The following is a 26,444-nucleotide window of genomic DNA, read 5'->3' as shown; positions in this document are numbered from 1 at the left end:
CCGCTCCCCGGGACGCCCGCCGCCCCGGCCGGGCGCACGGCAGCACGCGCCGGTCCCGTGATCGCCGGCGCACGGCGCACACGCCGGAGCGCTCAGTCCCGCACCGCCGGCGGCACCACCCGGATCCCGAAGCCGTACGAGCCGACGGCCTCGGCGATGCCCATGAACAGCAGCGCGTAGTGCTCCTGGCCCCGGGCCGTCGCGATGCCCCCGAGGTCGAGCACGGAGTCCGCAGGCCACCCCAGGTCGGCCAGCAGCCCGGCGACGGTGCGCTTGGCGTCCGCGTCGTCACCGGACAGGAACACGGTGCTCGGTCCCTCCAGCGAGTCCGGCGCCACCATCAGCTCCCGGTCGATCGTGCAGAGCGTCTTCACCACCCGGGTGTCCGGGAACGTCCGCTGGATCTCCTCACCCAGGCTCTCCACCAGGTGCGAGAGATTCCCCTCCGCGTCGAACCCGACCCCCACGTCGAGCAGCACCTTCCCCCGCAGCGCCGGCGCGCCCACCGCGGACAGCGCCGCCACGGACGCGGTGCCGGGCGTCGCGTTGACCACCACCTCCGCGTCCGCCGCGGCCGAGGCGGGATCCGCGACCCGGATCCGCTCACCCCACCGCTCCGCCGGCTCGGCCCGCAGGTCCGGGTCGTCCGGCCGCCGCGAGCCCAGCACGACGTCGTGTCCCGCACCGGCCCAGCCCGCGGCCAGCGCCCTGCCCACATGTCCCGTTCCGAGAATCGAGATCTTCATGGCCCCGAGGCTAGGCGGACCGCGGTCCGATTCGCGTCGGACCGGGGCCCGGGACGCCGTACGCCGTCAGACCTAGGACGCCGGCCCCTCCGCCTGCGCCAACCGCAGGGTCCGCTCGGCGAGTTCGCTGATCCGTACTCCGTCGAAACCGAAGACCGCGCTGCGCACGGTGTCCTGAAGCGGGTCCTTCCAGTGGCCGGGGATCGCCGAGGCGCCGGTCAGGACGCCGGCCACCGAGCCGGCCGTGGCACCGTTGGAGTCGGTGTCGAGGCCGCCGCGGACGGTCAGCGCGATGGTGCGGGTGAAGTCGCCGTCGCCGTGGAGCAGCCCGGCGGTGAGGACGGCCGCGTTCGGGACGACGTGGATCCAGCCCAGGCCGGCCGTCTCCTCGGTCAGCGTGTCGAGGGTGTCCTCCCAGGGCAGCCCCGTCTCGTGCAGGGAGGCGACCCGGCGCACCGTGCGGGCCAGGCGGCTGCTCGCGGGGATCACCGTCAGCGCCTCGTCCACGGCGTGCCGCACGGTGGGCGCCGTGAACGCCGCCGCGATCAGCGCCGCCGCCCACATCGCGCCGTACACCCCGTTGCCCGTGTGGGACAGCACCGCGTCCCGGCGGGCCAGCGCGGCGGCGCGGCGCGGCGCGCCCGGGGAGGTCCAGCCGTGCACGTCCGCGCGGATCAGCGCGCCGATCCACTCCTGGTACGGGTTGTCGTACGTGGCGGTCAGCGGCGGCTTCAGGCCGTTGGCGAGATTCCGGTACGCCGCCCGTTCCGCCGTGAAGGTCTGCAGATACGGCAGCCGCAGCAGCCACAGATCACCCACCTGCTCGGTGCTGAAGCCGAAGCCGTGGGTCTCCAGCAGGTCCAGCCCCAGGATCGCGTAGTCGATGTCGTCGTCACGGCAGCTGCCGTGGATCCGGCCGCGGACACAGGCCCGCCACTCCGGGCGCAGATCGAGGCCCTCGCTCTCGGTGAGCGGCTCGGGCAGGTAGTCGGTCAGGGGAAGGGCGTCCGTCTGCCGCAGATAGCGGTCGATGCGCGCCCGTGTCCACACCTCGCCCTGCTCCACCGGCTTGCCGAGCATGTTGCCCGCGATCCGGCCCACCCAGCCTCCGAGGATGCGGTCGGCCAGATCCGGCTGTCCTGCCTGCGTGCCCACAGCGGTCATGGATCCGGTCTACCCGATCCACCCGGTTCCGCACGCCGTGGCGAGGTCCACGGGACGGGTCCACGGGATGGGCAGGGCATGACGGCGACAGCGCCCGCCGGTTAAGGTCACAGCGGCGCGACTGGCCTCCTCACGCGTGCGAGGCCCGAGAGCGAGGGGAAAGCAAGTGGCGGACGCAGTCAGCAGTACCTGGTCCGAGCGGTCCGAGCGGTCGGCGCAGTCGGCACAGCGGGTGCTCGTCGCCGCGGACAAGTTCAAGGGGTCCCTGACGGCCGTGGAGGTCGCCGAGCGGGTCACGGCCGGGCTGCGCCGGATCGTACCGGGCGTCTCCGTCGAGGCGCTGCCGGTGGCCGACGGCGGTGACGGCACGGTCGCCGCGGCGGTCGCGGCGGGATTCGAACGGCGCGAGGTACGGGTCGCCGGTCCCCTCGGGGACGAGGTGACCGCGGCGTACGCGCTGCGCGGCGACACAGCGGTCGTGGAGATGGCCGAGGCGAGCGGACTGCAGCGGCTCCCTGAGGGGGTCTTCGCGCCGCTCACGGCGTCGACGTACGGCTCGGGCGAGCTGCTGCGGGCCGCGCTGGACGCGGGTGCGCGCACGATCGTGTTCGGGGTGGGCGGCAGTGCCACCACGGACGGTGGTGCGGGCATGCTGTCCGCACTGGGCGCGCGCTTCGCCAAGGCCGACGGGGAGCCGGTGGCGCCGGGCGGGGCCGGCCTCGCCGAACTGGCGACGGTGGACCTGTCCGGCCTGGACCCGCGACTCGCCTCGGTCGAGTTCGTGCTGGCGAGCGACGTCGACAATCCCCTGACCGGGCCGAAGGGCGCACCGGCGGTGTACGGCCCGCAGAAGGGGGCGTCGCCGGAGGACGTCGAGCGCCTGGACGCCGCGCTGGCGCACTTCGCGAAGGTGCTGGAGGGGGAGCTGGGCGTCAAGGCCGCCGAGTACGCCGCCTCGCCCGGTGCGGGGGCGGCCGGCGGCATCGGCTACGGCGCGCTGCTGGTCGGGGCGCGTTTCCGTCCCGGTATCGAGGTCATGCTGGACGTCCTGGGCTTCGCCCCGGCGCTGGAACGGGCGGAGCTGGTGATCACCGGGGAGGGTTCCCTGGACCAGCAGACCCTGCACGGGAAGGCCCCGGCGGGTGTCGCCACGGCGGCGCGTGCGGCGGGCAAGGAGGTCGTGGCGGTGTGCGGCCGTCTGGCGCTGCCGCCGGAGACTCTGGGGAAGGCCGGGATCCGGCGGGCCTACGCCCTGACGGACATCGAGCCGGACGTCCAGAAGTGCATCGCGGAAGCGGGCCCGATCCTGGAACGCACGGCGGAACGCATCGCCCACGACTTCTTGAGCTGAGCCGCCGCGCACTCCCGGTCCCAGGGGGCTCCGCCCCCTGGGACCCCACCCATGCCCCCCGCCCCCCGCCTCGCCAGTCCGAGAGCGCCCCCTCCACCCTGGCCCTGTCACCCCCGACTCGGTCAGCAGAGAGACACCGCCTCGGTCGCTGGAGAACCTGCCCAGCTCCCTGGGAACCTCTGCCCACCCACCACCCGCCTCGGCCGGTCGAGCAGCACCGGCCGGCCCGGTCGGGCGAGAGGCGCCGACACGATCGGGGGGAGGGGAGGCACCAACTCGGTCGGCCGGGGGGGCCGGCCCGGTCGGGCGGGAGGTCAGCTTGGTCGGGCGATGGGCCGACACGACCGGGCGAGATGGGCAGGCTCCGGGGGCAGCCTCGGTCGGGTGGGTGTGTGAGGTGGCGGGTGGGCCGGTGGAGGTGGCCTGGGGGCGTTGCTGGGGTGCGGGGGCTGTTGTGACGTGCCGAGTCGGGTGGTGGGTGGGCCTAGGCCGGGGGTCTGGGGGCGGAGCCCCCAGGGTGGGCGGCAGCGGCACCAGGGACCTGGCATGCGAAGGGCCCCGGAACCAACCCGGTCCCGGGGCCCAGAACGAACCTCGCGCGCTACGGCAACTGCGCCGCCCGCGCCTCCCGCCGATTGTCACGGAAATTGTTCACCCTGCGAGCGGTAGCGAACAGGGGGATCACCGCCCCCATCACCAGCTGCAGCGCACACCCCGTCTGCAACAGCAACTGCCCGCTCGGCGCGTCGAACGCCCACGCCGCGAGCAGCCCCATCGACAGCACGATCCACGACAGCATCGCCACGGCCAGCCGCCCCCGCGGCTTCGGGTACTCCACGCGGCTCACCATCAGCCACGCCGTCCCCAGAATCGCCAGCAGCGTCGCCACGAACGGCAGCTCCAGCAGCACGATCGAGACCACCGTCAGCGCCCCGAACGGCGACGGCATCCCCTGGAACGTACCGTCCTTCACGGTCACGCAGGAGAATCTCGCCAGCCGCAGCACCACCGCCAGCAGCACCACGATCGCTCCGACCGCGGCCACCCTCTGGTGCGCGTCGTCCGCGACCATGCCGTACACCAGCACGAAGTACGCCGGTGCCAGCCCGAAGCTGATCAGGTCCGAGAGGTTGTCCAGCTCCGCGCCCATCGGCGAGGACCGCAGCTTGCGCGCCACCAGCCCGTCGAACAGGTCGAAGACCGCCGCGCACAGCATCAGGATCACCGCGGTGGCCGCGCTGTGGCGCGCCATCCCGGTCTCCTGGCTCCCCGTGAGGTGCGGGATCAGGATGCCGGTGGTGGTGAAGTACACCGCCATGAAGCCACAGGTGGCGTTGCCCAGGGTGAGGGTGTCCGCTATCGACAGACGCAGCGAGAGGGGCATCTCCTCCTCGTCGTCCGCCTCGTCGGCCTCCGGCACCCAGCCGGCCTGAGTCTCCGGATCAATCACGGTCAATGCGAGTCACCCCAGCCACCGTCTTCTGGCCGACTTCGACCGCCACCTCCACGCCCTCGGGCAGGTAGATGTCGACCCGCGAGCCGAACCGGATCAGGCCGATCCGCTCGCCCTGCTCGACCTTGGTGCCCTGCGGCACGTAGGGGACGATGCGGCGGGCCACCGCGCCGGCGATCTGGATCATCTCGATGTCACCGAGCTCGGTGTCGAAGTGCCAGACGACCCGCTCGTTGTTCTCGCTCTCCTTGTTGAAAGCGGGAACGAAACCGCCGGGGATGTGCTCGACCGACGTGACCGTGCCGGACAGCGGCGCCCGGTTCACGTGGACGTTGAGCGGGCTCATGAAGATCGCGACGCGGGTACGGCCGTCCTTCCACGGCATGATGCTCTGCACCACACCGTCGGCGGGCGAGATGACCCGGCCCTGGGCGATCTCGCGCTCGGGGTCGCGGAAGAACCACAGCATCCCCGCCGCCAGCGCGGTGGCGGGAACGGCGACGGCCTTCGCCGCGCCCGAGCGGCGGGCACGGAGAAGGCTGACGGCTGCGGTGGCGACGGTCGGCAGAAGCCACGGCGATGCTCCGCGCGCGAGGCGTACGCCGGCGAGGCTGTCGCGAGGTGCAGAGGTTTGGCTGTGGGGCATGGATGACCTTCGTAGCGGATGATGCCGCGCACTTGCGGGGGACGGCGGCTTTCCGGCGATCGTAGCGGCTCCGGGCCGCAACTGGGTAAGCCAGTCAGACGAGTCGGCGGCCGAAGAGTGCATACGGGGTGTGATCCTCTTCTCCAAGAAAACACCCCGTATCCGGACATCTAGCCCTGGAATCGATACTCTTCGAGCAGTCGGCGTCCGATGATCATTTTCTGGATCTCGGCGGTGCCTTCACCGATCAGCAGCATCGGTGCCTCCCGGTAGAGGCGCTCGATCTCGTACTCCTTGGAGAAGCCGTAGCCGCCGTGGATCCGGAAGGCGTCCTCCACGACCTCCTTGCAGTATTCGGAGGCGAGGTACTTCGCCATCCCTGCCTCAAGGTCGTTTCGTTCCCCGGAGTCCTTTTTGCGCGCTGCGTTGACCATCATCGCATGCGCGGCCTCGACCTTGGTAGCCATCTCGGCCAGCTTGAACTGGATGGCCTGGTGCTGGGCGATCGGCTTGCCGAAAGTGTGACGCTGCTGGGCGTACTGGACACCGAGCTCGAAGGCGCGCTGAGCGACGCCACAGCCACGCGCCGCCACGTTGACCCGGCCGACCTCGACGCCGTCCATCATTTGGTAAAAACCTCGGCCGGTGACCCCGCCGAGCACCCGATTCGCCGGAATGCGCAGGCCGTCCATGATGAGCTCGGTCGTGTCGACGCCCTTGTAGCCCATCTTGTCGATCTTGCCGGGGATCGTCAGCCCCGGGCGGACCTCGCCGAAGCCGGGCTCCTTCTCGACCAGGAAGGTGGTCATCGACTTGTGCGGGGCCGTGCCCTCGGGGTGTCCTTCGTCACTTCGCACCAGAACGGCCACGAGGGACGACGTACCGCCGTTCGTCAGCCACATCTTCTGGCCGTTCAGGACGTACTCGTCGCCGTCCTTCACCGCCTTCGAGGTGATCGCCGACACATCGGAGCCGAGGCCCGGCTCCGACATCGAGAAGGCGCCGCGGATGTCGCCGGCCGCCATCCGGGGCAGGAAGTGGTCCTTCTGCTCCTGCGTGCCGTGCTGCTTGAGCATGTACGCCACGATGAAGTGCGTGTTGATGATGCCGGACACCGACATCCAGCCGCGGGCGATCTCCTCCACGCACAGCGCGTAGGTGAGGAGCGACTCGCCCAGGCCCCCGTACTCCTCGGGAATCATCAGACCGAACAGGCCGAGTTCCTTCAGCCCGTCGACGATCGCTTGCGGGTACTCGTCGCGGTGCTCCAGCTCGGTGGCGACCGGGATGATCTCCTTGTCCACGAAGTCGCGGACGGTGGAGAGGATCTCCTGCTGGACGTCGGTCAGACCGGCGGTCTGGGCGAGACGGGCCATCGTTACTTCTCCTGCTGCTTCAGCTCCGGGCGGCCGGGCTGCTCGCCGCCGCGCTCCTTGATGTACGTCTCGGTGGGCACCATGACCTTGCGGCGGAACACGCACACCAGCGTGCCGTCCTGCTTGTAGCCCTTGGTCTCGACGTAGACGATGCCGCGGTCGTTCTTCGACTTCGACGGCCACTTGTCGAGCACGGTCGTCTCGCCGTAGATCGTGTCGCCGTGGAAGGTCGGCGCCACGTGCTTGAGCGACTCGATCTCCAGGTTGGCGATCGCCTTGCCGGAGATGTCCGGCACGCTCATGCCGAGCAGCAGCGAGTAGATGTAGTTCCCGACGACGACGTTCTTGCCGAAGTCCGTCGTCTTCTCCGCATAGTTCGTGTCCATGTGGAGCGGGTGATGATTCATGGTGAGGAGACAGAACAGGTGGTCGTCGTACTCGGTGACCGTCTTGCCCGGCCAGTGCTTGTATGTCGCCCCGACCTCGAACTCCTCGTAGGTGCGTCCGAACTGCATCGCCGTCACGCCTCCGGGATCTCGAACTTGCTGGTGCGCTGCATGCCGGCGGCGCGTCCCTTGCCCGCGATGACCAGGGCCATCTTGCGGCTGGCCTCGTCGATCATCTCGTCGCCGAGCATCGCGGAGCCCTTCTTGCCGCCCGCCTCGGACGTGTAGTAGTCGTACGCGTCCAGGATCAGCTCGGCGTGGTCGTAGTCCTCCTGCGACGGCGAGAAGATCTCGTTGGACGCCTCGACCTGGCCCGGGTGCAGCACCCACTTGCCGTCGAAGCCGAGCGCGGCGGCGCGCTGGGCGACCGCGCGGTAGCCGTCGACGTTGCGGATCTGGAGGTAGGGGCCGTCGATGGCCTGGAGGTTGTTGGCGCGGGCGGCCATCAGGATCTTCATCAGGATGTAGTGGTAGGCGTCCGCCGGGTAGCCGGGCGGCTGCTCGCCGACCACCAGCGACTTCATGTTGATGGACGCCATGAAGTCGGCCGGGCCGAAGATGATGGTCTCCAGGCGCGGGGACGCCTGGGCGATCTCGTTGACGTTGTTCAGGCCCTGCGCGTTCTCGATCTGCGCCTCGATGCCGATCCTGCCGACCTCGAAGCCCATGGTCTTCTCGATCTGGGTGAGGAGGAGGTCGAGCGCGACGACCTGCTGGGCGTCCTGGACCTTCGGCAGCATGATGCAGTCGAGGTTCTGGCCGGCGCCCTCGACGACGGTCACGACGTCACGGTACGTCCACTCGGTCGTCCAGTCGTTGACACGCACGACGCGGGTCTTGCCGGTCCAGTCGCCCTCGTTGAGGAACTTCACGATGGTGTGCCGCGCCTCGGGCTTGGCGAGCGGGGCGCAGGCGTCCTCCAGGTCCAGGAAGACCTGGTCGGCCGGGAGGCCCTGGGCCTTCTCCAGGAAGCGCGGGTTCGAGCCCGGTACCGCCAGGCAGGAACGCCGGGGGCGAAGGCGGTTGACCGTGGTCATGCGGGGACCTCCAGGGGGTCGAGCTTGTTCGCTGTGCGGATCTCGTCGACGATGCGGCCGATGATTCCGGTGATGTCGAAGTCCTTCGGGGTGAAGACCGCGGCCACTCCGGCGGCTCGCAGCTGTTCGGCGTCACCGTTCGGGATGATGCCACCGGCGATCACCGGTATATCTGTGGCACCGGCCACATGGAGCCGCTGGAGCACGTCCGGCACCAGCTGGGCGTGCGATCCGGAGAGGATGGACAGGCCCACCGCGTGCACGTCCTCGGCGAGGGCGGCGTCCACGATCTGCTCCGGGGTGAGCCGGATGCCCTGGTAGACCACCTCGAACCCGGCGTCGCGGGCCCGCACGGCGATCTGCTCGGCGCCGTTGGAGTGGCCGTCCAGGCCCGGCTTGCCGACCAGGAAGCGCAGCTTGCCGACGCCCATCTCCTGGGCGGTCAGCTCCACCTTGCGGCGCACCTCGGCCAGCTTGGAGCCCTCCTCTGCGGGGATCGCCACCGGCGCCGACGACACGCCCGTGGGCGCCCGGAACTCGCCGAACACCTCGCGCAGCGCGCCGGCCCACTCTCCGGTCGTGACACCCGCGCGGGCGCACTCCAGGGTGGCCTCCATCAGGTTGTCGGTGCCGCGTGCGGCCTCCTTCAGCTTCTCCAGCGCCTTGCAGGGGCGCGGGTGGTTGAAGGGCGGCTGGTAGCGGGTGTCGCGCCACTTCTGGAGCGACTCGATCACCCGGGCCTCCACCGCCGGGTCGACGGTCTGGATCGCGGTGTCCAGATCGGCGGTCAGCGGGTTGGGCTCGGTGCCCTCGAAGATGTTGACGCCGACGATCTTCTCCTGGCCGGACTCGATCCGCGCCCGCCGCTCGGCGTGCGAGGCGACCAGCTGGGACTTCAGGTAGCCGGACTCGACGGCGGCCATCGCGCCGCCCATCTCCTCGATCCGCTCCATCTCCGCGAGCGAGTCGGCGACCAGCTGCTCCACCTTCGCCTCGATCACCTTCGAGCCCTCGAAGATGTCGTCGTACTCCAGCAGGTCGCTCTCGTAGGCGAGGACCTGCTGGATGCGCAGCGACCACTGCTGGTCCCACGGGCGGGGCAGGCCGAGGGCCTCGTTCCAGGCCGGCAGCTGCACGGCACGCGCGCGTGCGTCCTTGGAGAGGGTCACGGCCAGCATCTCCAGCACGATCCGCTGGACGTTGTTCTCCGGCTGTGCCTCGGTCAGTCCGAGGGAGTTGACCTGGACGCCGTAGCGGAAGCGGCGGTGCTTGGGGTTCTCGATGCCGTACCGCTCACGCGTGACCTTGTCCCAGATGCGGCCGAACGCCCGCATCTTGCACATCTCCTCGACGAAGCGGACGCCCGCGTTCACGAAGAAGGAGATACGGCCGACCACGTCGCCCATGCGCTCCTGCGGCACCTGGCCGGAGTCGCGCACCGCGTCGAGCACGGCGATGGCGGTGGACATCGCGTACGCGATCTCCTGCACCGGCGTGGCCCCGGCCTCCTGCAGGTGGTAGCTGCAGATGTTGATCGGGTTCCACTTCGGGATGTGGGAGACCGTGTACGCGATCATGTCCGTCGTCAGTCGGAGGCTCGGTCCCGGGGGGAAGACGTGCGTCCCCCGGGACAGGTACTCCTTGACGATGTCGTTCTGGGTCGTCCCCTGGAGCTTGGTGATGTCCGCGCCCTGCTCCTCGGCGACGACCTGATAGAGCGCCAGCAGCCACATGGCGGTGGCGTTGATCGTCATCGAGGTGTTCATCTGCTCCAGGGGGATGTCCTGGAACAGCCGGCGCATGTCACCGAGGTGCGAGACCGGCACTCCGACCCGGCCGACCTCGCCGCGGGCGAGGATGTGGTCGGGGTCGTAGCCGGTCTGCGTCGGCAGGTCGAACGCGACCGACAGACCGGTCTGGCCCTTGGCGAGATTGCGCCGGTACAGCTCGTTGGACGCCTCCGCCGTGGAGTGACCGGCGTAGGTCCGCATGAGCCACGGCCGGTCCTTCTGACGCTCAGTCATCTATGGCCGTCCTCAGACGTTCCGGAAGCGGTTGATGGCGTCGATGTGCTTCGCGCGCTTCTCGTGGTCGCGCACGCCCAGGCCCTCCTCGGGGGCGAGGCAGAGCACGCCGACCTTGCCCTGGTGGAGGTTGCGGTGCACGTCGTAGGCGGCCTGGCCGGTGTCCTCGAGCGCGTAGGTCTTCGACAGGGTCGGGTGGATCTTGCCCTTGGCGATGAGGCGGTTGGCCTCCCAGGCCTCGCGGTAGTTGGCGAAGTGGGAGCCGATGATGCGCTTCAGCGACATCCACAGGTAGCGGTTGTCGTACTGGTGCATGTAGCCCGAGGTGGAGGCGCAGGTGGTGATGGTGCCGCCCTTGCGGGTGACGTAGACCGAGGCTCCGAAGGTCTCGCGGCCGGGGTGCTCGAAGACGATGTCGATGTCCTCGCCGCCGGTGAGCTCGCGGATGCGCTTGCCGAAGCGCTTCCACTCCTTCGGGTCCTGGGTGTTCTCGTCCTTCCAGAACTTGTAGCCCTCGGCGTTACGGTCGATGATCGCCTCGGCGCCCATGGCCCGGCAGATCTCCGCCTTCTGCGGCGAGGACACGACACAGATCGGGTTGGCGCCGCCGGCCAGCGCGAACTGCGTGGCGTAGGAGCCGAGTCCGCCGCTCGCGCCCCAGATGAGCACGTTGTCGCCCTGCTTCATGCCGGCGCCGTTGCGGGAGACCAGCTGCCGGTACGCGGTGGAGTTGACCAGGCCGGGGGCGGCTGCCTCCTCCCAGCTGAGGTGGTCCGGCTTCGGCATCAGCTGGTTGGACTTCACCAGCGCGATCTCCGCCAGGCCGCCGAAGTTGGTCTCGAAGCCCCAGATGCGCTGCTCGGGGTCGAGCATCGTGTCGTTGTGGCCGTCGGAGGACTCCAGCTCGACGGAGAGGCAGTGCGCGACGACCTCGTCGCCGGGCTGCCAGGCGTTGACGCCGGGGCCGGTGCGCAGCACGACGCCCGCGAGGTCGGAGCCGATGATGTGGTACGGCAGGTCGTGGCGCTTGGCCAGCTCGCTGGTGCGGCCGTAGCGCTCCAGGAACCCGAAGGTGGACAGCGGCTCGAAGATCGAGGTCCACACCGAGTTGTAGTTGACCGAGGAGGCCATGACGGCCACCAGGGCCTCGCCCGGGCCGAGTTCGGGCAGGGGCACGTCGTCGAGGTGGATCGACTTGCGCGGGTCCTTGTCCTTGGTGGCGAGCCCGGCGAACATCTCCGTCTCGTCCTTGTGCACGGTGATCGCGCGGTACGACTCGGGGAGCGGCAGGTTGGCGAAGTCCTCCGACGTGGAGTCGGGCGACTGGATCGCGGCCAGGATGTCCTTGACGGTCACGGTGTTGCCTCCGGCGGTGAGCGCCCTGAGGGAGGGGCGCTGAGGGTTACGTCGGTGCTGCTGAGGGTTTTCGAGGGTGTGCCGTCGGTTCGGCGGGTGGTGCTTCGGCAGCGCTTTGTGGCGCGGGAGGTTGCCTGTGACGCAGGCGTCCGGGTTCGCGGGTGATGGCCCGCGGGGACAGCCCGGACTCCTTCAACGTATGACACCGCGTGTCACCCCGCAAGGCACTGAGTGCCAGAACTTGCTCTCAGATGAAATCTTACGTAACAGATGAGCGATGATCGATCGAACCGGTGGTAAGAGGCCGTCCAAATAGGGCCCTGACATGCCAAAACGGCCACCCGGTGGGGTGGCCGTTGTCACAGGGGTCGGGGGCTGCCTCAGCGCTCCTTCAGCGCGTGCTCGATGGTCCGCATCACCTCGTCGAGCGGGGCGTCCGTACGGGCCACGGTGACCAGCACCTCGCCGTGCGTGGCCGCCTGCGCGGCCGGCGGCTGCGGGGGAGCGGTGCGGCGGCCCGCCATGATGCCGCTGCCGAAGGTCTTGCGCACGATCGCAAAGGCGTGGTCCAGCTGGGCCTCCACGTCCCCCTGCCCGCCGGCCCGCAGCCAGCGCCGCAGCACGTGGTTGTGGGCGGTGACCACCGCGGAGGCGGCGACCTCCGCGAGCAGCGGGTCGTCGCCCACCGCGTCGTGGTGCGCGTGCTCGTCGAAGTGGCCGAGGAGATAGCGGGTGAACAGCCGCTCGTAGCGGGCCACCGACGCGATCTCCGCCTCGCGCAGCGTCGGCACCTCGCGCGTCAGCTTGTAGCGGGCGACCGAGATCTCCGGCCGCGCCGCGTACATCTTCATGACCTCCTTGATGCCGCGGCACACCGTGTCGAGCGGATGCTCGTGCGCGGGCGCGGCGTTGAGCACCGCCTCGGCGCGGACCAGGGTGTCGTCGTGGTCGGGGAAGATCGCCTCTTCCTTGGAGCGGAAGTGGCGGAAGAAGGTGCGGCGGGCGACCCCGGCCGCGGCCGCGATCTCGTCGACCGTGGTGGCCTCGTACCCCTTGGTCGCGAACAGTTCCATCGCGGCGGCCGCGAGCTCCCGGCGCATTTTGAGGCGCTGGGCGGCGGCGCGACTGCCTGCGGCACTTTCCGGCGGCTCGGTCGTGGCGGGCGTACGTGCGGACTTGGCGGGCTGGGACATGCCCCGAACGTACTGCATGTGCGCAGCTCGATGCGCATGACCGGCGCTTCCCCCGCCCTCGGCGGGCGGGGGAGGGGCGCCGCGGGCGGGCGCCGCGATGGCGTCGGGATCGAGCAGCCCGCCCCATTCCGCGCCCGCCTGGAACCAGTCGCCGGGACGCCGCTCAGCGCTTGGCATATTCGCGGAAGCCACGGCCGGTCTTGCGGCCGAGGCAGCCCGCGGCCACCAGGTGCTCCAGCAGCGGCGCAGGGGCGAGCCCCGGGTCGCGGAACTCGCGGTGCAGGACCTTCTCGATGGCCAGCGAGACGTCCAGACCGACGACGTCCAGCAGCTCGAACGGGCCCATCGGGTAGCCGCCGCCCAGCTTCATCGCGGCGTCGATGTCGTCCAGGGAGGCGTAGTGCTCCTGGACCATCTTGATCGCGTTGTTGAGGTACGGGAACAGCAGCGCGTTGACGATGAATCCGGCCCGGTCACCGCAGTCCACGGCGTGCTTGCGGATCTTGACGCAGACCTCGCGCACGGTGGCGTGCACGTCGTCGGCGGTCAGCACCGTGCGGACCACCTCGACCAGCTTCATCGCCGGGGCCGGGTTGAAGAAGTGCATGCCGATGACGTCCTGCGGGCGCGAGGTGGCGCGGGCGCAGGCGACGACCGGGAGGGAGGAGGTGGTGGTGGCGAGCACCGCGCCCGGCTTGCAGACCTTGTCGAGCGTGGCGAACAGCTGCCGCTTGATCTCCAGGTCCTCGGCGACCGCCTCGACCGCGAGGTCGACGTCGGCGAAGTCGTCGTAGGTGCCGGTCGGCCGGATCCGCTCCAGGGTCTGGGCGGCCACCTCGGCGGTCATCCGGCCCTTGTCGACGGAGCGGGCGAGGGACTTGCCGATCCGGGCCTTGGCGGCCTCGGCCTTCTCCTCGCTGCGGGCGGCCAGCACCACCTCGTAGCCGCCCTTGGCGAAGACCTCGGCGATGCCGGAGGCCATGGTGCCCGAGCCGGCCACGCCCACCGAGCGAACCGGACGGCCGGCGGTCAGCGCGCCGCCCTCCAGCGGGGTCAGCGCGTCCCGCACGACCGTGCCGCTGCCCGGCGCCTCGTAGGTGTAGAAGCCGCGCCCCGCCTTGCGGCCCGTCAGACCCGCCTCGCTGAGCTGCTTGAGGATCGGGGCGGGGGCGTGCAGCCGGTCGTGGGAGGCGGCGTACATGGCCTCGAGGACCGTGCGGGCGGTGTCGATGCCGATGAGGTCGAGCAGCGCCAGCGGGCCCATGGGCAGCCCGCAGCCCAGCCGCATCGCGGCGTCGATGTCCTCGCGGGAGGCGTAGTTGGCCTCGTACATCGCGGCGGCCTGGTTGAGGTAGCCGAACAGCAGCCCGTCGGCGACGAATCCGGGCCGGTCGCCGACCGCGACGGGCTCCTTGCCGAGGTCCAGGGCGAGGTCGGTGACGGCCGTGACGGCGGCCGGGGCGGTCAGCACGGAGGAGACGATCTCGACCAGCTTCATCGCCGGGGCCGGGTTGAAGAAGTGCATGCCCAGCACGCGCTCGGGGCGGGCGGAGTCGGCGGCGAGGCGGGTGACGGACAGGGCGTTGGTGCCGGTCGCCAGGATCGTCTCCGGCCGCACGATGCCGTCGAGTTCGCGGAAGATCTGCTGCTTGGTCTCGTACGACTCCGGCGCCACCTCGATCACCAGGTCGGCACCGGCCGCCGCGGTGAGGTCGGTGGACGTGGTGATCCGGGCGAGGAGGTCGGTGCGCTCCTGCTCGGTCAGGCGCCCGCGCTCCACGGCACGGGAGGTGGAGGACTCCAGGGCGGCGACGCACTTCGCGGCCTGGGCCTCGCTGATGTCGATGCCGACGACCGTGCGGCCGGCCTTGGCGAGGACCTCGGCGATGCCGGTGCCCATCGTGCCGAGGCCGACCACGGCGATGGTCTGGAGCGGGGACAGAGGGGTGTCGGACAGGGGAGTGGCCATCGCGGGACTCCAGGAATGAGGGTGACGACGGGAAACGCGCCCGGGTGCGCCGAGAGGCGCACCGGGTGCGTGCGAAGTGCGGGTGTGGCCGGGCTGCAAGCGCACACGCCCGGTGCCGAGACGGTCAGGGCGTGCACACGCCCTGCGCCGACGGCGGGTCCGACCGGCCCTGTCCCGAGGCCGAGTCGTACTGCGGTACACACAGGTACCGAACCGACTGCGCCTCACGGCGGCTGCGTCACCAAACCACCGCGAGGGGATGCGAGTGGGTAACTCGCTCGTCTGAGCTTAACTTGCGGGTAACGAGCGCGCCAGCCCCCGGTGTTTGTGATGTACGTCCCGCACGACCCGCCCCGCCCCTAGGGCCTGTCGTTCGGATCACGCCGCAGACGCGGGGTCTGGCACGCACATCTGCCGCGTTGTCGTCGGTTGCCAATGCTCCGCATTGACGCCCTCCTCCGCCTTGCAGCTGCACGCACCAGACCCCGCTCACCGGCGCTGATCAGGCACCGGCCCTTCCCTGCGACGTGATCCGAACGACAGGCCCTAACCTCGGAGGCATGGACGAAGAGTTGCGATCGCTCACGGAGCGCTTACGGGCCGAGTCGGGCGGATCGGTGGCGTACGACCGGCTCGTGGCGACGGAGGACCTCGACGTGCTGGCCGGGGTGCTCACGGAAGCCGGCCAGCCGCTGTGGGCACGGGAACTGGCCGCCTTCCGGCTCGGACTGGCCGGGGACCGGCGCGCCTTCGAGACCCTGGTGCTCCTCCTCAACCACCGCGACCCCCCGCGCTGCGCCTCCGCCGCCTACGCGCTGGCCCGCCTCGGCGACCCGCGCACCGCACGGGCGGCGGCCGCCCTCGCCACCAACGAACTGCGCGTCGCCTACGCCCTGCACCCGGTCCGCCTGCTGACCGAGCTGCGCGCCCCGGAGTCCGTCCCCGCGCTGATCACCACCCTGCGCCGCCGGCTGCGCCCGCACGACCCGTACCGGCGCGTCGCCCTGGCCTGTGTGGAGGGCCTGGGCACCCTGGCCGACCCGCGCGCCGAACCCGTTCTCGAAGAGGCCCTCGCCCACCCGGCCCTGGCCGAGGCGGCGGTGCACGCCCTGTCCCGCATCCCCGGTCAGCGGTCGGGGCAGCGGTCCTCCGACGGGCGGATCCCCGGCCCGCGGTGACCTGGTCAGCCGCGCGGGTCTCTCACGTACCGCACCTCGGGCACCGAGACCCCGTCCACCTCGAACGGCTCCTCCGCCCCGTCCGCGGCGAAGCCCGCGCGAGCGTAGAAACGGCGGGCGCGGGTGTTGGCCTTCACCACCCACAGGAGCATGCGGGGACGGCCGGTGCTCGTGCAGCGCCGGACCGCCTCGGTGAGCAGGGCTCGGCCCACGCCGTGCCCGATGTGCTCGGGGCGCAGGTACAGGGCGTACAGCTCGGCGTCCTCGGTGAGCGTGTCGCCGTCCCGGTAGGGGCCGAAGGCCGCCCAGCCGGCGAGCGCTCCGCCGCCGGTCTCGGCGACCAGGTTCACCACGGGGTTGTCGGCCCGCTCCAGACGCGCGCGGTGCCGCTCCGCGTCCGCCGCCACGTCGAGTCCGTCGAGATACGACTGCGGGACGATTCCCCGGTAGGCGTGCTGCCAGCCGCGGACCCGAATCTCGGCCACCCCGTCGCAGTCGTCCGCCGTCATGGCACGCAGCCGGTACCCGGTCATCCGCGCACGACCGCCAGGGCCTCGATCTCCATCAGGAACTCCGGGCGGACCAGCGCGGCGACCTGCACCGCGGAGGCTGCGGGCAGCCGGTCGTCGGGTATGTACGCGGCGCGCGCCTCGCGGATCGCGGGCATGTGCGCCATGTCCGTCACGAAGTAGGTCAGTTTGACGACGTCCTCGAAGGCCGCTCCCGCGGCGGACAGACAGCGCCGCAGGTTCTCGAAGACCTGCCGGGCCTGGGCCGCCGGATCGCCCGCGCCGACCACCTTGCCGTCCTCGCCCAGCGGGAGCTGGCCGGAGACGGCGACGAGGCGGCCGGTGGCGGAGACGACATGCGTGTACTGCGCGGCGGGGAAGACGCCGTCGGGGGCGGGGATCCTGGTCGGGTCGCTCATGGGTCCATCCTGGACCACGGGTCCGACAACGCCCGCCCCGACGGTTCGTCAGGTGCTCAGCCCCGGAAGCCGAGCAGTCCGTGCAGGGTCGAGCCGCGGGCCGTCCCCGGTGCCGCCTTCGACGCCGACGGCTTCGGTTCGGGCAGCGCCTCGCACACCGCGTCGGCGTCACCGTGCCCGCCGCGCGGCACCGTGCCGTCGGTCAGATACGCGGCGAGATGCCGGTCCAGGCACGCGTTGCCGCTCAGCGTGATGCCGTGGTTCCCGCCGCCCTGCTCGACCACCAGGCTGGAGTCCGCCAGCAGGTGATGGACCGTGACACCGCCCCGGTAAGGGGTGGCCGCGTCGTGGGTCGCCTGGAACAGCAGCGCCGGCGGCAGCTCGTCGTTGGCGATCCGCACCGGCCGCACGGCATCCGTCGGCCAGAACGCACAGGGCGCGTTGTACCAGGCGTTGTTCCAGGCCATGAACGGTGCCTTCTCGTACACGGCCCAGTTGTCCTTGCGCCACTGCTCCCAGTCACGCGGCCACGTGGCGTCCCGGCACTCCACCGCCGTGTAGATGCTGTAGCCGTTGTCGCCCGCGGCGTCGATCGCGCCGAAGTTCTCGTACGCCTCGACCAGCGGCGCGTCGTCCCCGTCGTTCACGTACGCCGAGAACGCCTCCGCGAGATACGGCCAGTAGCCGTTGTAGTAGCCGCCCGGGACGTAGGTGTCCTCCAGCTCGGCCGGCCCCACCTTGCCGTCGGCCGGCTCCTCGGCCAGGGCCGCGCGCATCGCGTACCACCGGGCCTCGACCCGCTCCGGGTCGGTGCCCAGCCGGTAGTGCGCGTCGTGCCGCGCGACCCAGGCCATGAAGGCGCGGTGCCGGTCGTTGAAGGCGTGGTCCTGGTTGAGGTTGGCGTCGTACCAGACCTCGGTGGGGTCCACGACCGAGTCCAGCACCAGGCGCCGTACACGCTGCGGGTACAGCTTGGCGTAGACCGCGCCCAGGTAGGTGCCGTAGGAGTAGCCGAAGTAGTTGACCTTCTCCGCGCCCAGCGCCCGCCGGATGACGTCCAGGTCGCGCGCCGCGCTGACGGTGTTGATGTACGGCAGCACGTCCGCGTACTTGGTGCGGCAGGACTCGGCGAAGGACTTCACCCGCGCGAGGTTGGCCTGCTCCACCGCACTGGTGACCGGCACCGGGTCCGGGCGCACCGGGTCGAAGTGTCCCGGCCCGCAGTCCAGGGCCGGGGTGCTGGCGCCCACGCCGCGCGGGTCGAAGCCGATGACGTCGTACTGGGCCGCCACCCGCTTCGGCAGCGACGACGCGACGAACCCGGCGAGCGTGCGCCCGCTGCCGCCGGGGCCGCCCGGGTTGACCAGCAGCGGGCCCTGGTACGTCCGCGCCGTGTGCGGGACGCGGGACAGCGCCAGGGTGATCGTCCGCCCGTCCGGGTCGGCGTGGTCGAGCGGCACCTTCACCGACGCGCACTGCAGCGTCGGGTAGTCCTCGGTGCCGCACTTCTTCCAGGCGGGCTTCGCCGCGCGGAAGGTCCGGTCGGCCTGCGGTGTGCCGGCCTCGGCCGGCCCGGCCGTGAGACCTCCGGCGGCCATGACGAGGGCGGCACCGCACAGCACGGCTGCGCGTTTCCTCATGGGTCCTCCCAGGACGGAGGGGCTGCGGACCGCGAGGCTCACGGTCCACGCCGGATCGTCCCGGGGAAGGGACCCCTTACGAACATGTCCGACCCGTACTTGACCCGATTGGGCCGCCGGATGCGCTCGAATGCTCCTAGAGGAGCGTGAGTTGAGTGGGCTCGGTCATCTCCGGCCGGGGGGGCTCCGGGGGCCGGATCCGGCGCGGCATTCCCGCGCGGGTGGGGCCGATGCCGTACTCCTCGGCCAGCTCGTGCACCTGACGGGTGATCCGGCGCTGGTACCACTTCGGGGCGTAGGCGCCGTCCGCGTACAGCCGCTCGTAGCGGCCCACCAGATACGGGTGGTGACGGGCCAGCCAGGCCATGAACCACTCGCGGGCGCCGGGGCGCAGATGCAGCACCAAGGGGGTGACGGAGGTGGCGCCCGAGGCGGCGATCGCCCGCACGGTGGACCGCAACTGCTCCGGGCGGTCGCTCAGGAACGGGATCACCGGTGCCATCAGCACCCCGCAGCCGATGCCGGCCTCGCTCAGCGTCCGCACGACCTCCAGGCGCCGCTCCGGTGCCGGTGTGCCCGGCTCCACGGTGCGCCACAGCCCCTCGTCGGTGAAGCCGACCGAGACGGAGATGCCGACGTCGGTCACCTCGGCGGCCTGCCGCAGCAGCGGAAGGTCGCGCAGGATCAGCGTGCCCTTGGTGAGGATCGAGAACGGGTTCGCCCGGTCGCGCAGGGCGGCGAGGATGCCCGGCATCAGGCGGTAGCGCCCCTCGGCGCGCTGATAGCAGTCGACGTTCGTGCCCATCGCTATGTGCTCGCCGTGCCAGCGGCGCGAGGCGAGCTGGCGGCGCAGCAGCTCGGGCGCGTTCACCTTGACCACGATCTGGGAGTCGAAACCGAGGCCCGTGTCGAGGTCCAGGTAGCTGTGCGTCTTGCGGGCGAAGCAGTACACGCACGCGTGCGTGCAGCCCCGGTAGGGGTTCACGGTCCACTCGAAGGGCATGCGGGAGGCCCCGGGCACCCGGTTGATGATCGAGCGGGCGCGGATCTCGTGGAAGGTGATGCCGCGGAACTCCGGCGTGTCGAAGGTACGGGTCGTCACCGCCTCCGCGCCGAACAGCGCGGCGTCGGCCCGGCTGTGTTCGGAGTCCACGGTGAGGTTCTCCCAGCGCATGACGCCTCCTCGGTAGCACTGGCCCACAGAATAGAACAAGTGTTCCCTTGATCGTGCGACCGACATCTTCGGTCACCCACCCGATCACTTCCGGACCCCCGATTTGGGCGGCCGGGCAAGGGGGTGGTTGGCTTGCCCCGACCCCCGAGAAACCAGGTCCTGGAGGAATGCGATGGCGCAGGTCGAGGCCACTACGGAGCGGATCGTCGCGGCGGACGCGGAGACGGTGTTCGACGCGCTGGCCGACTACAGCGGCACCCGCGAGAAGCTGCTGCCCGAGCACTTCAGCGAGTACGAGGTCCGCGAGGGCGGCGACGGCGAGGGCACCCTCGTCCACTGGAAGCTCCAGGCCACCAGCAAGCGCGTCCGCGACTGCCTCCTGGAGGTCACCGAGCCGGGCGACGGCGAGCTGGTCGAGAAGGACCGCAACTCCTCCATGGTCACCACCTGGCGCGTCACCCCCGCAGGTGAGGGCAGGTCCCGGGTCGTGGTCACCACCACCTGGAAGGGCGCCGGCGGCATCGGCGGCTTCTTCGAGAAGACCTTCGCGCCCAAGGGCCTCGGCCGCATCTACGACGCGGTGCTCGCCAAGCTGGCCGCCGAGGTCGAGAAGTAGGGCTCCCAAGGGCCCGGCGCGCAGGGGGTGTTGGTCCCCCTCACCGGTTCGGGTGATCTCCCCGCGGTGCCGGCGTGTGCCGTAACTCGTCGCGCTTGCTCGTAGTTGTCGCTTTTACGCGGGAATTGTGCGGCAGCGCGACGAGGGGAGCGGTACGTGGGCGGGATCACCCTGACGAAAGAGGCACCGGTCACGGCTGCCGTGACCGGGGAGCCGCCCTCGCCGCCACCTCAGGCCGAGCCGCAGCTGAGCCCGCGCCGGGTGCGGCTGGTCTTCCTCGCGCTGATGCTGGCGCTGCTGCTCGCCGCGCTGGAACAGATGATCGTCGCCACCGCGCTGCCGAAGATCGTCGGCGAGCTGCACGGCCTGGACAAGATGTCCTGGGCGATCACCGCCTATCTGCTCACCGCCACCATCGGCCTGCCCATCTACGGCAAGCTCGGCGACCTGCTCGGCCGCAAGAGCGTCTTCCAGTTCGCGATCGTCGTCTTCGTCATCGGCTCCGCGCTCGCCGGACGGGCCGAGACCATGGACCAGCTGATCGCCTTCCGCGCGGTGCAGGGCGTCGGCGCGGGCGGACTGATGATCGGCGTCCAGGCGATCATCGCGGACATCGTGCCCGCGCGGGAACGCGGCCGCTTCATGGGCCTCATCGGCGCCGCTTTCGGCCTCGCTTCCGTCGCCGGTCCGCTGCTCGGCGGCTACTTCACCGACTCACTGACCTGGCGCTGGTGCTTCTACATCAACGTGCCCTTCGGCATCGTCACCCTCGCCGTGGTGGGACTGGTGCTGAAGCTCCCCAAGCCCGCCGTCAGGCCCCGTCTCGACGTCCTCGGCTGCGTGCTGCTCGCCGCCGGCTCCACCTGCCTGCTGTTGCTGACCGCGTGGGGCGGCACCGAGTACGCCTGGGGCTCGCGCGTCATCCTCGGCCTCGGCGCGGGCGCCGTCGCGGCCACCGTGCTCTTCCTGGTCGTCGAGCGCTTCGCCGTCGAGCCCCTCATGCCGCTGCGGCTCTTCCGGGACTCCGTCTTCAACGTCACCTCGCTGGTCGGCCTGGTGATCGGCATCGCCCTGTTCGGCGCCGCCAGCTACCTGCCGACCTACCTGCAGATGGTCGACGGGGCGTCGGCCACCGAGTCGGGCCTGCTGATGCTGCCCATGATGGCCGGCATCGTCGTCGCCTCGATCGTCTCCGGACAGCTCATCAGCCACACCGGCCGCTACCGGCTCCACCCGATCCTCGGCGCGGCCCTGTCGGTCGTCGGGATGTGGCTGCTGTCCCGCCTCGACACCGACACCCCCCGGCTGCACTACAGCATCTGGATGGCCGTCCTCGGCACCGGGATCGGCATGGTCATGCCGGTACTGATCCTCGCCGTGCAGAACTCCGTGCGCCCGGCCGATCTGGGCACGGCGACGAGCGCCAACAACTACTTCCGGCAGATCGGCGGATCGGTCGGCGCCGCCGTCTTCGGCACCCTCTTCGCCGACCGGCTCACCGACGCCCTCGCCGAACGCCTGCCCGCCCACGCGGGCGAGGAGCTGCCCGACCCGGAGTCGATCACCCCGCAGCTCGTCCACTCGCTGCCGCCCGACCTGCGCGAGCCCTACATCCAGGCGTACGCCGACGCCATGCCGCGCATCTTCCTCTACCTGGTGCCGGTGCTCGTCCTCGGCCTGCTCATCGCCTTCTTCCTCAAGGAGAAACCACTGGTGTCCCACAACACCCCCCTCGCCGACCCGGCCCGGGAAACACCGCACGCCCCCGCGCCCGTGCCGCCCGCCCGCACCGCGCACACCGGCGGCATCCCCGTCTGCGGCACCGTGCAGCACCCCGACGGCACGGTCGTACCGCGCGCCGCGCTCACCCTCATCGACGTCGCCGGGCAGCAGATCGGGCGGGGCGCCAGCGGCGACGACGGGCGGTACGCGCTCGCCACCCCCGGCTCGGGGGCGTACGTCCTGATCGCCGCGGCCGGCGGCCACCAGCCGCAGGCGGTCTCCGTCACCGTCGGCGAGCGGCCCGTCGAGCTGGACGTCGTCCTCGGCGGCGCCGGACGCCTCGCGGGCAGTGTGCTCACCGCCGACGGCAGCCCCGTGCGGGACGCCACCGTCACGCTCACCAACGTCCACGGCGAGGTCGTCGCCAGCACGCGCAGCGGCCGGGAGGGCGGCTACGTCATCACCGAACTGGTGGCGGGCGAGTACACCCTCGCCGCGAGCGCGCCCGCGTTCCGGCCGGCCGCCCTGCCGGTCACCGTCCAGGCGGCCCGCGAGACCCGCCAGGACGTCGAACTCGCGGGCGGCGCGGTGCTGCGCGGCACCGTGCGGGCGGGCGGCGGACGGCCCGTCGAGGACGCGCGCGTGACCCTGCTGGACGCCGCCGGCAACGTCGTCGACACCCTCACCACCGGCCCCGACGGCACCTTCCGCTTCGTCGACCTGTCCTCCGGCGAGTACACCGTCATCGCCGCCGGCTACCCGCCGGTCGCGACCGTCCTCCAGGTCGCCGGAGGCGGGCGCACCGAACGCGACCTCCAGCTGGGGCACGAGGACTGAACCCCCACGCGGGACAGGGGCGGAGCGGGAGCCCGGGGCAATTCCCGTATTGCCACACATCGCAACCGGGCGTGGCCGTACGGTGGTGACGGCGCTACAGATCTTGCCGAGCCGGGGAGAGAGGGCCTGGGCCATGGACCGTGGCACCGAGCGGGACGCACCTGGCAGCCGCGCCGTCGGCGAGGGTCCGGCACCCGGACAGGCCGGGGCGGGCCGCATTCCCCTGGCCGTCGTCGTGGTGGACCGGGACGGGCTCGTCTCCCACTGGAGCACCGGTGCGCGCCGGCTGTTCGGACCGGCCAAGCAGGAGGCGATCGGCAGGCCCGCCGTGGACCTGCTGCCCGTCTCCGGCGCCCTGCCCGAGGAACCGCGGGCCGCCCTCTCGTACGGGGCGTACGCCGCCTACGACGGGCTCGGACCCGACCTCGAAGCCTCCCTCGACCAGGGCCTGTCCTATCCGGCCGCGGGCCGCGCCCGCCTCGCCGTACCGGGGTCCGGGTCCGGCCGCGCCGATGTGCTGTGGTGGGCGTACCCCCTGGTCGGGCCCGGGCCGGAGCGGCTGCTGGTGCTGGCCGCCGACGCGCACGCGCTGCACGGTGAGGACACCGGGGCGTTCGAGCGGATCGCACCCGGTTTCGCGCTGCACACCGACTTCCCCGGCTCCGAGGACCTGGCCCGCCGGCTCCCCGAGATCCTGCCCAGCATGAGCGTCGGCGACAGTGCCCGCATCGTCGCGCAGATCCTCGAACTCGGCTACCCGGTCCTGGAGTTCAGCCAGAACGACCGGGTGCCCGTCACCCCCGACTGGGGCGTGCCCCGGCGTGCCGAGCGCAGGGCGCGCCGGGAGCGGGCGGCGCGGGCGCTCGCGGCCGGTGAGCCGGTGCCCGAGGAGCTGCGGGACGAGGGCGAGGACCTCGAGTACGCGGCCGTCCGCGAACGCCTGGAGTTCCTCAACGAGGTCAGCTCCCGCATCGGCACCTCCCTCGACCTGTCGCGCACCATCGTCGAGGTCAGCAAGGCCGTCGTCCCCCGCTTCACGGACGTCGCCGGCACCTATCTGCGCGAACAGGTCGTCGCCGGTGAGGGGTTCGACGAGGGCGTGCCGGACACGACCACCATGTGGCACCGGGTCGCCGTGGAGCACACCGACGAACCCGGCCGCTGGGACGACGTCGTGCCCGTCGGCGAGGCGATGCCCTTCCCCGCGCACACGCCGTTCTTCCAGTGCATGACGACCGGCGAGCCCGTGCTCGTGCCGCGCATCAGCGAGGAGATGGGCCATGCCATCGCCTCGCAGTTCGACAAGCGTGACATCCGGCCGCTGATCACCGGCCGGTCCATGCTGGTCGTGCCGCTCAAGGCCCGCAACGTCGTCCTCGGCTTCATGATCCTGCTGCGTCATCCGAAGCGGCCGGTCTTCAACGACATGGACCGCGTCACCGGCGCCGAACTCGCCGCCCGCGCGGGCCTGGTGCTCGACAACGCCCGCATGTACACCCACCAGGAGAACGTCGCCGAGACGCTCCAGGACAGTATGCTGCCGCACATCCCGCCGCACCGGGCGGGCTGCGACATCGCCACCCGCTATCTGCCGGGCACCCTGCTCGGCCGGGTCGGCGGCGACTGGTTCGACTCGGTGAAACTGCCCGGCGCGCGTACCGCCTTCGTCGTCGGTGACGTCATGGGGCACGGGCTGAACTCCGCCGCCATGATGGGGCAGTTGCGCACCGCCGTGCAGACCATGGCCGGGCTCGACCTGCCGCCCGCGCAACTGCTGCGCAACCTCGACGACCTCGCCCAGCGCCTCGGCGACAGCTACCTCGCGACCTGTCTGTACGCCGTCTACGACCCCATCGCGGGCGAACTGCACCTCGCCAACGCGGGGCACATCCCGCCCGTCCTGGTCCGCGCCGCGGACGGGCGCAGCGAACTGCTGGAGCTGCCCACCGGTGCGCCCGTCGGTGTCGGCGGGGTGCCCTTCGAGGCGGTACGCGTGCGCGTGGAGCCCGGTGACCGGCTGGTGATGTGCACCGACGGGCTGGTCGAGGTGCGCGGCGAGGACATCGGCGTCGGGCTGGCCACGCTGTGCGAGTCCGCCGCCCACCCGGCCGCCTCCATGGACGACGCCTGCGACACGATCATCCGCGCCCTCAACACGCGCGGCGGACGCAAGGACGACGTGGCGCTGCTGATGGCCCGGCTCGGCGGCATCGAGCCCGAGGACGTCGCCGAATGGCGGCTCGCCCTCGATCCCGCCGAAGTGGGCAGGGCCCGCGCGGCGGTCCGCGAGCAGCTGCACGCGTGGGGGCTGCCCTCGCTCGCCGACCACGCCGAGCTGATGGCGGACGAACTCGTCACCAACGCCGTACGGCACTCCCACGCACGGCCCGTCGCCCTGCGGCTGGTGCGCGCGGACACCCTGCTGTGCGAGGTGGAGGACGACGACCACGAACTGCCCACGCTCGTCACCGCCCGCCCGACGGACGAGTCCGGCCGTGGCCTGAGGGTGGTCAGCACGCTCGCACGCGAGTGGGGCGCGAGCCGGACCAAGACGGGCAAGAGCGTGTGGTTCGAGCTGACGCTGCCGCGACGACGGTGACGTTGGTCCGGCCGGCGTTGCTCCGGTGACGCTGACGTTGCCGCCGTGCCGTCGTGCAGTCGTTGGCCGCTCGGCAGGGGGCGTGACGGCGTGTTCGGGGGCGTGCGTGGCGTGAAGGTATGCGCCGTGCGCTTGTCGAGGCGCTCGGGGGCGCGATACACCGTACTGGCCCGTCGGTCGGGGCGGGTCCGCTACGCACCCTGGGGAGTTGGGCATGAGCGTGACGAGTCGGTACCGGGAGGCCTGGGAGGGCTTCTGGCGTGAGGCGCCGGACGAGCAGGGGGCCGTGTTCTGGGACGCGGAGCCCGCCCTGACCGTCGCCCGCCACCTCGCCCTGTTCGAACCGCACCTGTCCGACCCCGGCCTGCCCCTGGTCGACCTCGGCTGCGGCAACGGCACCCAGACCCGCTTCCTCGCCGACCGCTTCCCGCACGTGCTGGGCGCCGATCTGTCCGCCGCCGCCCTGGACCACGCGCGCACCGCCGACCCGGCCGGGCAGGCCGCCTACCGGCAACTGGACGCCGCGGACAAGAGCGCGGCGCAGGCCCTGCACGCCGAGCTCGGCGACGCCAACGTCTACGTGCGGGGCGTCCTGCACCAGTGCGAACCCGACGACCGCCAGCCGCTGGCCGACGGCATCGCCATCCTGCTGGGCGACCGGGGACGCGCCTTCCTGGTCGAGCCCTCCCAGGCCGCCGGCGCGGTCCTGAAGGAACTCGCGACCTCGCCCTCCGGCCCGCCGCCCAAGCTCGAACCGGTCCTCCGGCACGGCATCGCGCCCGTCGCGGTGGCCGACGCGGCGGTGCCCGAGTTCCTCACCGCGGCCGGGCTGACCGTCCTGGCGAGCGGCACCCTGCCCCTCGTCACCACCGAACACGCCCCCGACGGCACGCGCATCGAGCTGCCGTCGTCGTGGTACGTGACGGGACGCGCCGGGTAGTCCCGCGTCGGCGGCGCCCCGACCGGCATTGGTCTGGGCCGGTGAGAGT

General features: G+C 71.4%; 21 protein-coding genes. 6 read left to right on the top strand and 15 right to left on the bottom strand.

Going from position 1 to position 26,444, the window contains the following annotated elements:
- Window positions 1–92: 92 nt before the first annotated feature.
- Window positions 93–746 (bottom strand): NAD(P)-binding domain-containing protein, encoded by a 654-nt coding sequence (locus tag AB0412_RS07975; RefSeq protein WP_366401646.1) that lies wholly within the window; start codon window positions 744–746, stop codon window positions 93–95.
- A 72-nt stretch (window positions 747–818) separates the two neighbouring features.
- On the bottom strand, window positions 819–1,910 hold the full coding sequence (locus tag AB0412_RS07970; RefSeq protein ID WP_366401645.1) for an ADP-ribosylglycohydrolase family protein: 1,092 nt from the start codon (window positions 1,908–1,910) through the stop codon (window positions 819–821).
- A gap of 232 nt (window positions 1,911–2,142) precedes the next feature.
- On the opposite strand from AB0412_RS07970, the gene AB0412_RS07965 reads away from it, so the two are divergent.
- A complete protein-coding gene (locus AB0412_RS07965; RefSeq protein WP_366401956.1) occupies window positions 2,143–3,261 on the top strand; it encodes a glycerate kinase in 1,119 nt (372 codons plus the stop codon).
- A gap of 601 nt (window positions 3,262–3,862) precedes the next feature.
- Here the strand turns inward: AB0412_RS07965 and pssA are convergent.
- The 9 genes from pssA to AB0412_RS07920 form a co-directional block, all read right to left on the bottom strand.
- Window positions 3,863–4,681 carry a CDP-diacylglycerol--serine O-phosphatidyltransferase gene (pssA, locus tag AB0412_RS07960; protein WP_145871655.1) on the bottom strand — a complete coding sequence of 273 codons (819 nt, stop codon included), beginning with the start codon at window positions 4,679–4,681 and terminating at the stop codon, window positions 3,863–3,865.
- 22 nt (window positions 4,682–4,703) lie between these two features.
- Window positions 4,704–5,360 carry a phosphatidylserine decarboxylase gene (locus tag AB0412_RS07955; protein ID WP_366401644.1) on the bottom strand — a complete coding sequence of 219 codons (657 nt, stop codon included), beginning with the start codon at window positions 5,358–5,360 and terminating at the stop codon, window positions 4,704–4,706.
- A 170-nt stretch (window positions 5,361–5,530) separates the two neighbouring features.
- Window positions 5,531–6,736 (bottom strand): acyl-CoA dehydrogenase family protein, encoded by a 1,206-nt coding sequence (locus AB0412_RS07950; protein ID WP_366401643.1) that lies wholly within the window; start codon window positions 6,734–6,736, stop codon window positions 5,531–5,533.
- Window positions 6,737–6,738: 2 nt separating this feature from the next.
- Entirely contained in the window at window positions 6,739–7,251 is a 513-nt protein-coding gene (locus AB0412_RS07945) for a MaoC family dehydratase (protein ID WP_019757884.1), read from the bottom strand.
- 5 nt (window positions 7,252–7,256) lie between these two features.
- Window positions 7,257–8,219, bottom strand: a complete 963-nt coding sequence (locus AB0412_RS07940) for a CoA ester lyase (protein WP_366401642.1) — start codon at window positions 8,217–8,219, stop codon at window positions 7,257–7,259.
- Window positions 8,216–10,243, bottom strand: a complete 2,028-nt coding sequence (locus AB0412_RS07935) for a protein meaA (RefSeq protein WP_366401641.1) — start codon at window positions 10,241–10,243, stop codon at window positions 8,216–8,218. Before AB0412_RS07935 ends, AB0412_RS07940 begins: the two co-directional genes overlap by 4 nt.
- Before the next feature lie 12 nt (window positions 10,244–10,255).
- Complete coding sequence (ccrA, locus tag AB0412_RS07930) at window positions 10,256–11,599, bottom strand: crotonyl-CoA carboxylase/reductase (protein ID WP_260825433.1); 1,344 nt, start codon at window positions 11,597–11,599, stop codon at window positions 10,256–10,258.
- Window positions 11,600–11,979: 380 nt separating this feature from the next.
- A complete protein-coding gene (locus AB0412_RS07925; RefSeq protein WP_366401640.1) occupies window positions 11,980–12,792 on the bottom strand; it encodes a TetR family transcriptional regulator in 813 nt (270 codons plus the stop codon).
- A 163-nt stretch (window positions 12,793–12,955) separates the two neighbouring features.
- Window positions 12,956–14,761: a 3-hydroxyacyl-CoA dehydrogenase family protein gene (locus AB0412_RS07920; protein ID WP_366401639.1), complete on the bottom strand. Its 1,806-nt coding sequence runs from the start codon at window positions 14,759–14,761 to the stop codon at window positions 12,956–12,958.
- 560 nt (window positions 14,762–15,321) lie between these two features.
- On the opposite strand from AB0412_RS07920, the gene AB0412_RS07915 reads away from it, so the two are divergent.
- Window positions 15,322–15,939 (top strand): adenylosuccinate lyase, encoded by a 618-nt coding sequence (locus tag AB0412_RS07915; protein WP_366401638.1) that lies wholly within the window; start codon window positions 15,322–15,324, stop codon window positions 15,937–15,939.
- 5 nt (window positions 15,940–15,944) lie between these two features.
- On the opposite strand, the gene AB0412_RS07910 is transcribed toward AB0412_RS07915, so the two are convergent.
- The 4 genes from AB0412_RS07910 to AB0412_RS07895 form a co-directional block, all read right to left on the bottom strand.
- Window positions 15,945–16,448: a GNAT family N-acetyltransferase gene (locus tag AB0412_RS07910; protein ID WP_366401637.1), complete on the bottom strand. Its 504-nt coding sequence runs from the start codon at window positions 16,446–16,448 to the stop codon at window positions 15,945–15,947.
- A 20-nt stretch (window positions 16,449–16,468) separates the two neighbouring features.
- The gene (locus AB0412_RS07905; protein WP_366401636.1) at window positions 16,469–16,867 is read right to left on the bottom strand and encodes a RidA family protein; all 399 of its coding nucleotides are present in this window, start codon (window positions 16,865–16,867) and stop codon (window positions 16,469–16,471) included.
- A gap of 56 nt (window positions 16,868–16,923) precedes the next feature.
- Window positions 16,924–18,507, bottom strand: a complete 1,584-nt coding sequence (locus AB0412_RS07900) for an alpha/beta hydrolase (RefSeq protein WP_366401635.1) — start codon at window positions 18,505–18,507, stop codon at window positions 16,924–16,926.
- Between the two features lie 136 nt (window positions 18,508–18,643).
- Window positions 18,644–19,681: an Rv2578c family radical SAM protein gene (locus AB0412_RS07895; protein WP_366401634.1), complete on the bottom strand. Its 1,038-nt coding sequence runs from the start codon at window positions 19,679–19,681 to the stop codon at window positions 18,644–18,646.
- Window positions 19,682–19,853: 172 nt separating this feature from the next.
- Between AB0412_RS07895 and AB0412_RS07890 the strand changes: the two genes are divergently transcribed.
- From AB0412_RS07890 to AB0412_RS07875, 4 genes are all read left to right on the top strand, one after another.
- A complete protein-coding gene (locus AB0412_RS07890; RefSeq protein ID WP_366401633.1) occupies window positions 19,854–20,297 on the top strand; it encodes an SRPBCC family protein in 444 nt (147 codons plus the stop codon).
- Between the two features lie 156 nt (window positions 20,298–20,453).
- Window positions 20,454–22,856 (top strand): MFS transporter, encoded by a 2,403-nt coding sequence (locus AB0412_RS07885; protein WP_366401632.1) that lies wholly within the window; start codon window positions 20,454–20,456, stop codon window positions 22,854–22,856.
- 133 nt (window positions 22,857–22,989) lie between these two features.
- The gene (locus AB0412_RS07880) at window positions 22,990–25,455 is read left to right on the top strand and encodes a SpoIIE family protein phosphatase (protein ID WP_366401631.1); all 2,466 of its coding nucleotides are present in this window, start codon (window positions 22,990–22,992) and stop codon (window positions 25,453–25,455) included.
- 214 nt (window positions 25,456–25,669) lie between these two features.
- Window positions 25,670–26,395: a class I SAM-dependent methyltransferase gene (locus AB0412_RS07875; protein ID WP_366401630.1), complete on the top strand. Its 726-nt coding sequence runs from the start codon at window positions 25,670–25,672 to the stop codon at window positions 26,393–26,395.
- Window positions 26,396–26,444 lie beyond the last annotated feature (49 nt).

The sequence above is a fragment of the Streptomyces sp. NPDC052012 genome (genome assembly GCF_040689265.1).
In the GTDB taxonomy this organism is placed as follows: domain Bacteria; phylum Actinomycetota; class Actinomycetes; order Streptomycetales; family Streptomycetaceae; genus Streptomyces.
The sequence above is the reverse complement of the archived record's forward strand: the minus strand, read 5'-3'. Positions and strand labels throughout refer to the sequence as shown.

Excerpts from the sequence above, each read along its gene's own strand:
- AB0412_RS07975 (WP_366401646.1), bottom strand. The coding sequence starts at position 746 with ATGAAGATCTCGATTCTCGGAACGGGACATGTGGGCAGGGCGCTGGCC.
- AB0412_RS07970 (WP_366401645.1), bottom strand. The coding sequence starts at position 1,910 with ATGACCGCTGTGGGCACGCAGGCAGGACAGCCGGATCTGGCCGACCGC.
- AB0412_RS07955 (WP_366401644.1), bottom strand. The coding sequence starts at position 5,360 with ATGCCCCACAGCCAAACCTCTGCACCTCGCGACAGCCTCGCCGGCGTA.
- AB0412_RS07950 (WP_366401643.1), bottom strand. The coding sequence starts at position 6,736 with ATGGCCCGTCTCGCCCAGACCGCCGGTCTGACCGACGTCCAGCAGGAG.
- AB0412_RS07945 (WP_019757884.1), bottom strand. The coding sequence starts at position 7,251 with ATGCAGTTCGGACGCACCTACGAGGAGTTCGAGGTCGGGGCGACATAC.
- AB0412_RS07940 (WP_366401642.1), bottom strand. The coding sequence starts at position 8,219 with ATGACCACGGTCAACCGCCTTCGCCCCCGGCGTTCCTGCCTGGCGGTA.
- AB0412_RS07935 (WP_366401641.1), bottom strand. The coding sequence starts at position 10,243 with ATGACTGAGCGTCAGAAGGACCGGCCGTGGCTCATGCGGACCTACGCC.
- AB0412_RS07925 (WP_366401640.1), bottom strand. The coding sequence starts at position 12,792 with ATGTCCCAGCCCGCCAAGTCCGCACGTACGCCCGCCACGACCGAGCCG.
- AB0412_RS07920 (WP_366401639.1), bottom strand. The coding sequence starts at position 14,761 with ATGGCCACTCCCCTGTCCGACACCCCTCTGTCCCCGCTCCAGACCATC.
- AB0412_RS07915 (WP_366401638.1), top strand. The coding sequence starts at position 15,322 with ATGGACGAAGAGTTGCGATCGCTCACGGAGCGCTTACGGGCCGAGTCG.
- AB0412_RS07910 (WP_366401637.1), bottom strand. The coding sequence starts at position 16,448 with ATGACGGCGGACGACTGCGACGGGGTGGCCGAGATTCGGGTCCGCGGC.
- AB0412_RS07905 (WP_366401636.1), bottom strand. The coding sequence starts at position 16,867 with ATGAGCGACCCGACCAGGATCCCCGCCCCCGACGGCGTCTTCCCCGCC.
- AB0412_RS07900 (WP_366401635.1), bottom strand. The coding sequence starts at position 18,507 with ATGAGGAAACGCGCAGCCGTGCTGTGCGGTGCCGCCCTCGTCATGGCC.
- AB0412_RS07895 (WP_366401634.1), bottom strand. The coding sequence starts at position 19,681 with ATGCGCTGGGAGAACCTCACCGTGGACTCCGAACACAGCCGGGCCGAC.
- AB0412_RS07890 (WP_366401633.1), top strand. The coding sequence starts at position 19,854 with ATGGCGCAGGTCGAGGCCACTACGGAGCGGATCGTCGCGGCGGACGCG.
- AB0412_RS07880 (WP_366401631.1), top strand. The coding sequence starts at position 22,990 with ATGGACCGTGGCACCGAGCGGGACGCACCTGGCAGCCGCGCCGTCGGC.
- AB0412_RS07875 (WP_366401630.1), top strand. The coding sequence starts at position 25,670 with ATGAGCGTGACGAGTCGGTACCGGGAGGCCTGGGAGGGCTTCTGGCGT.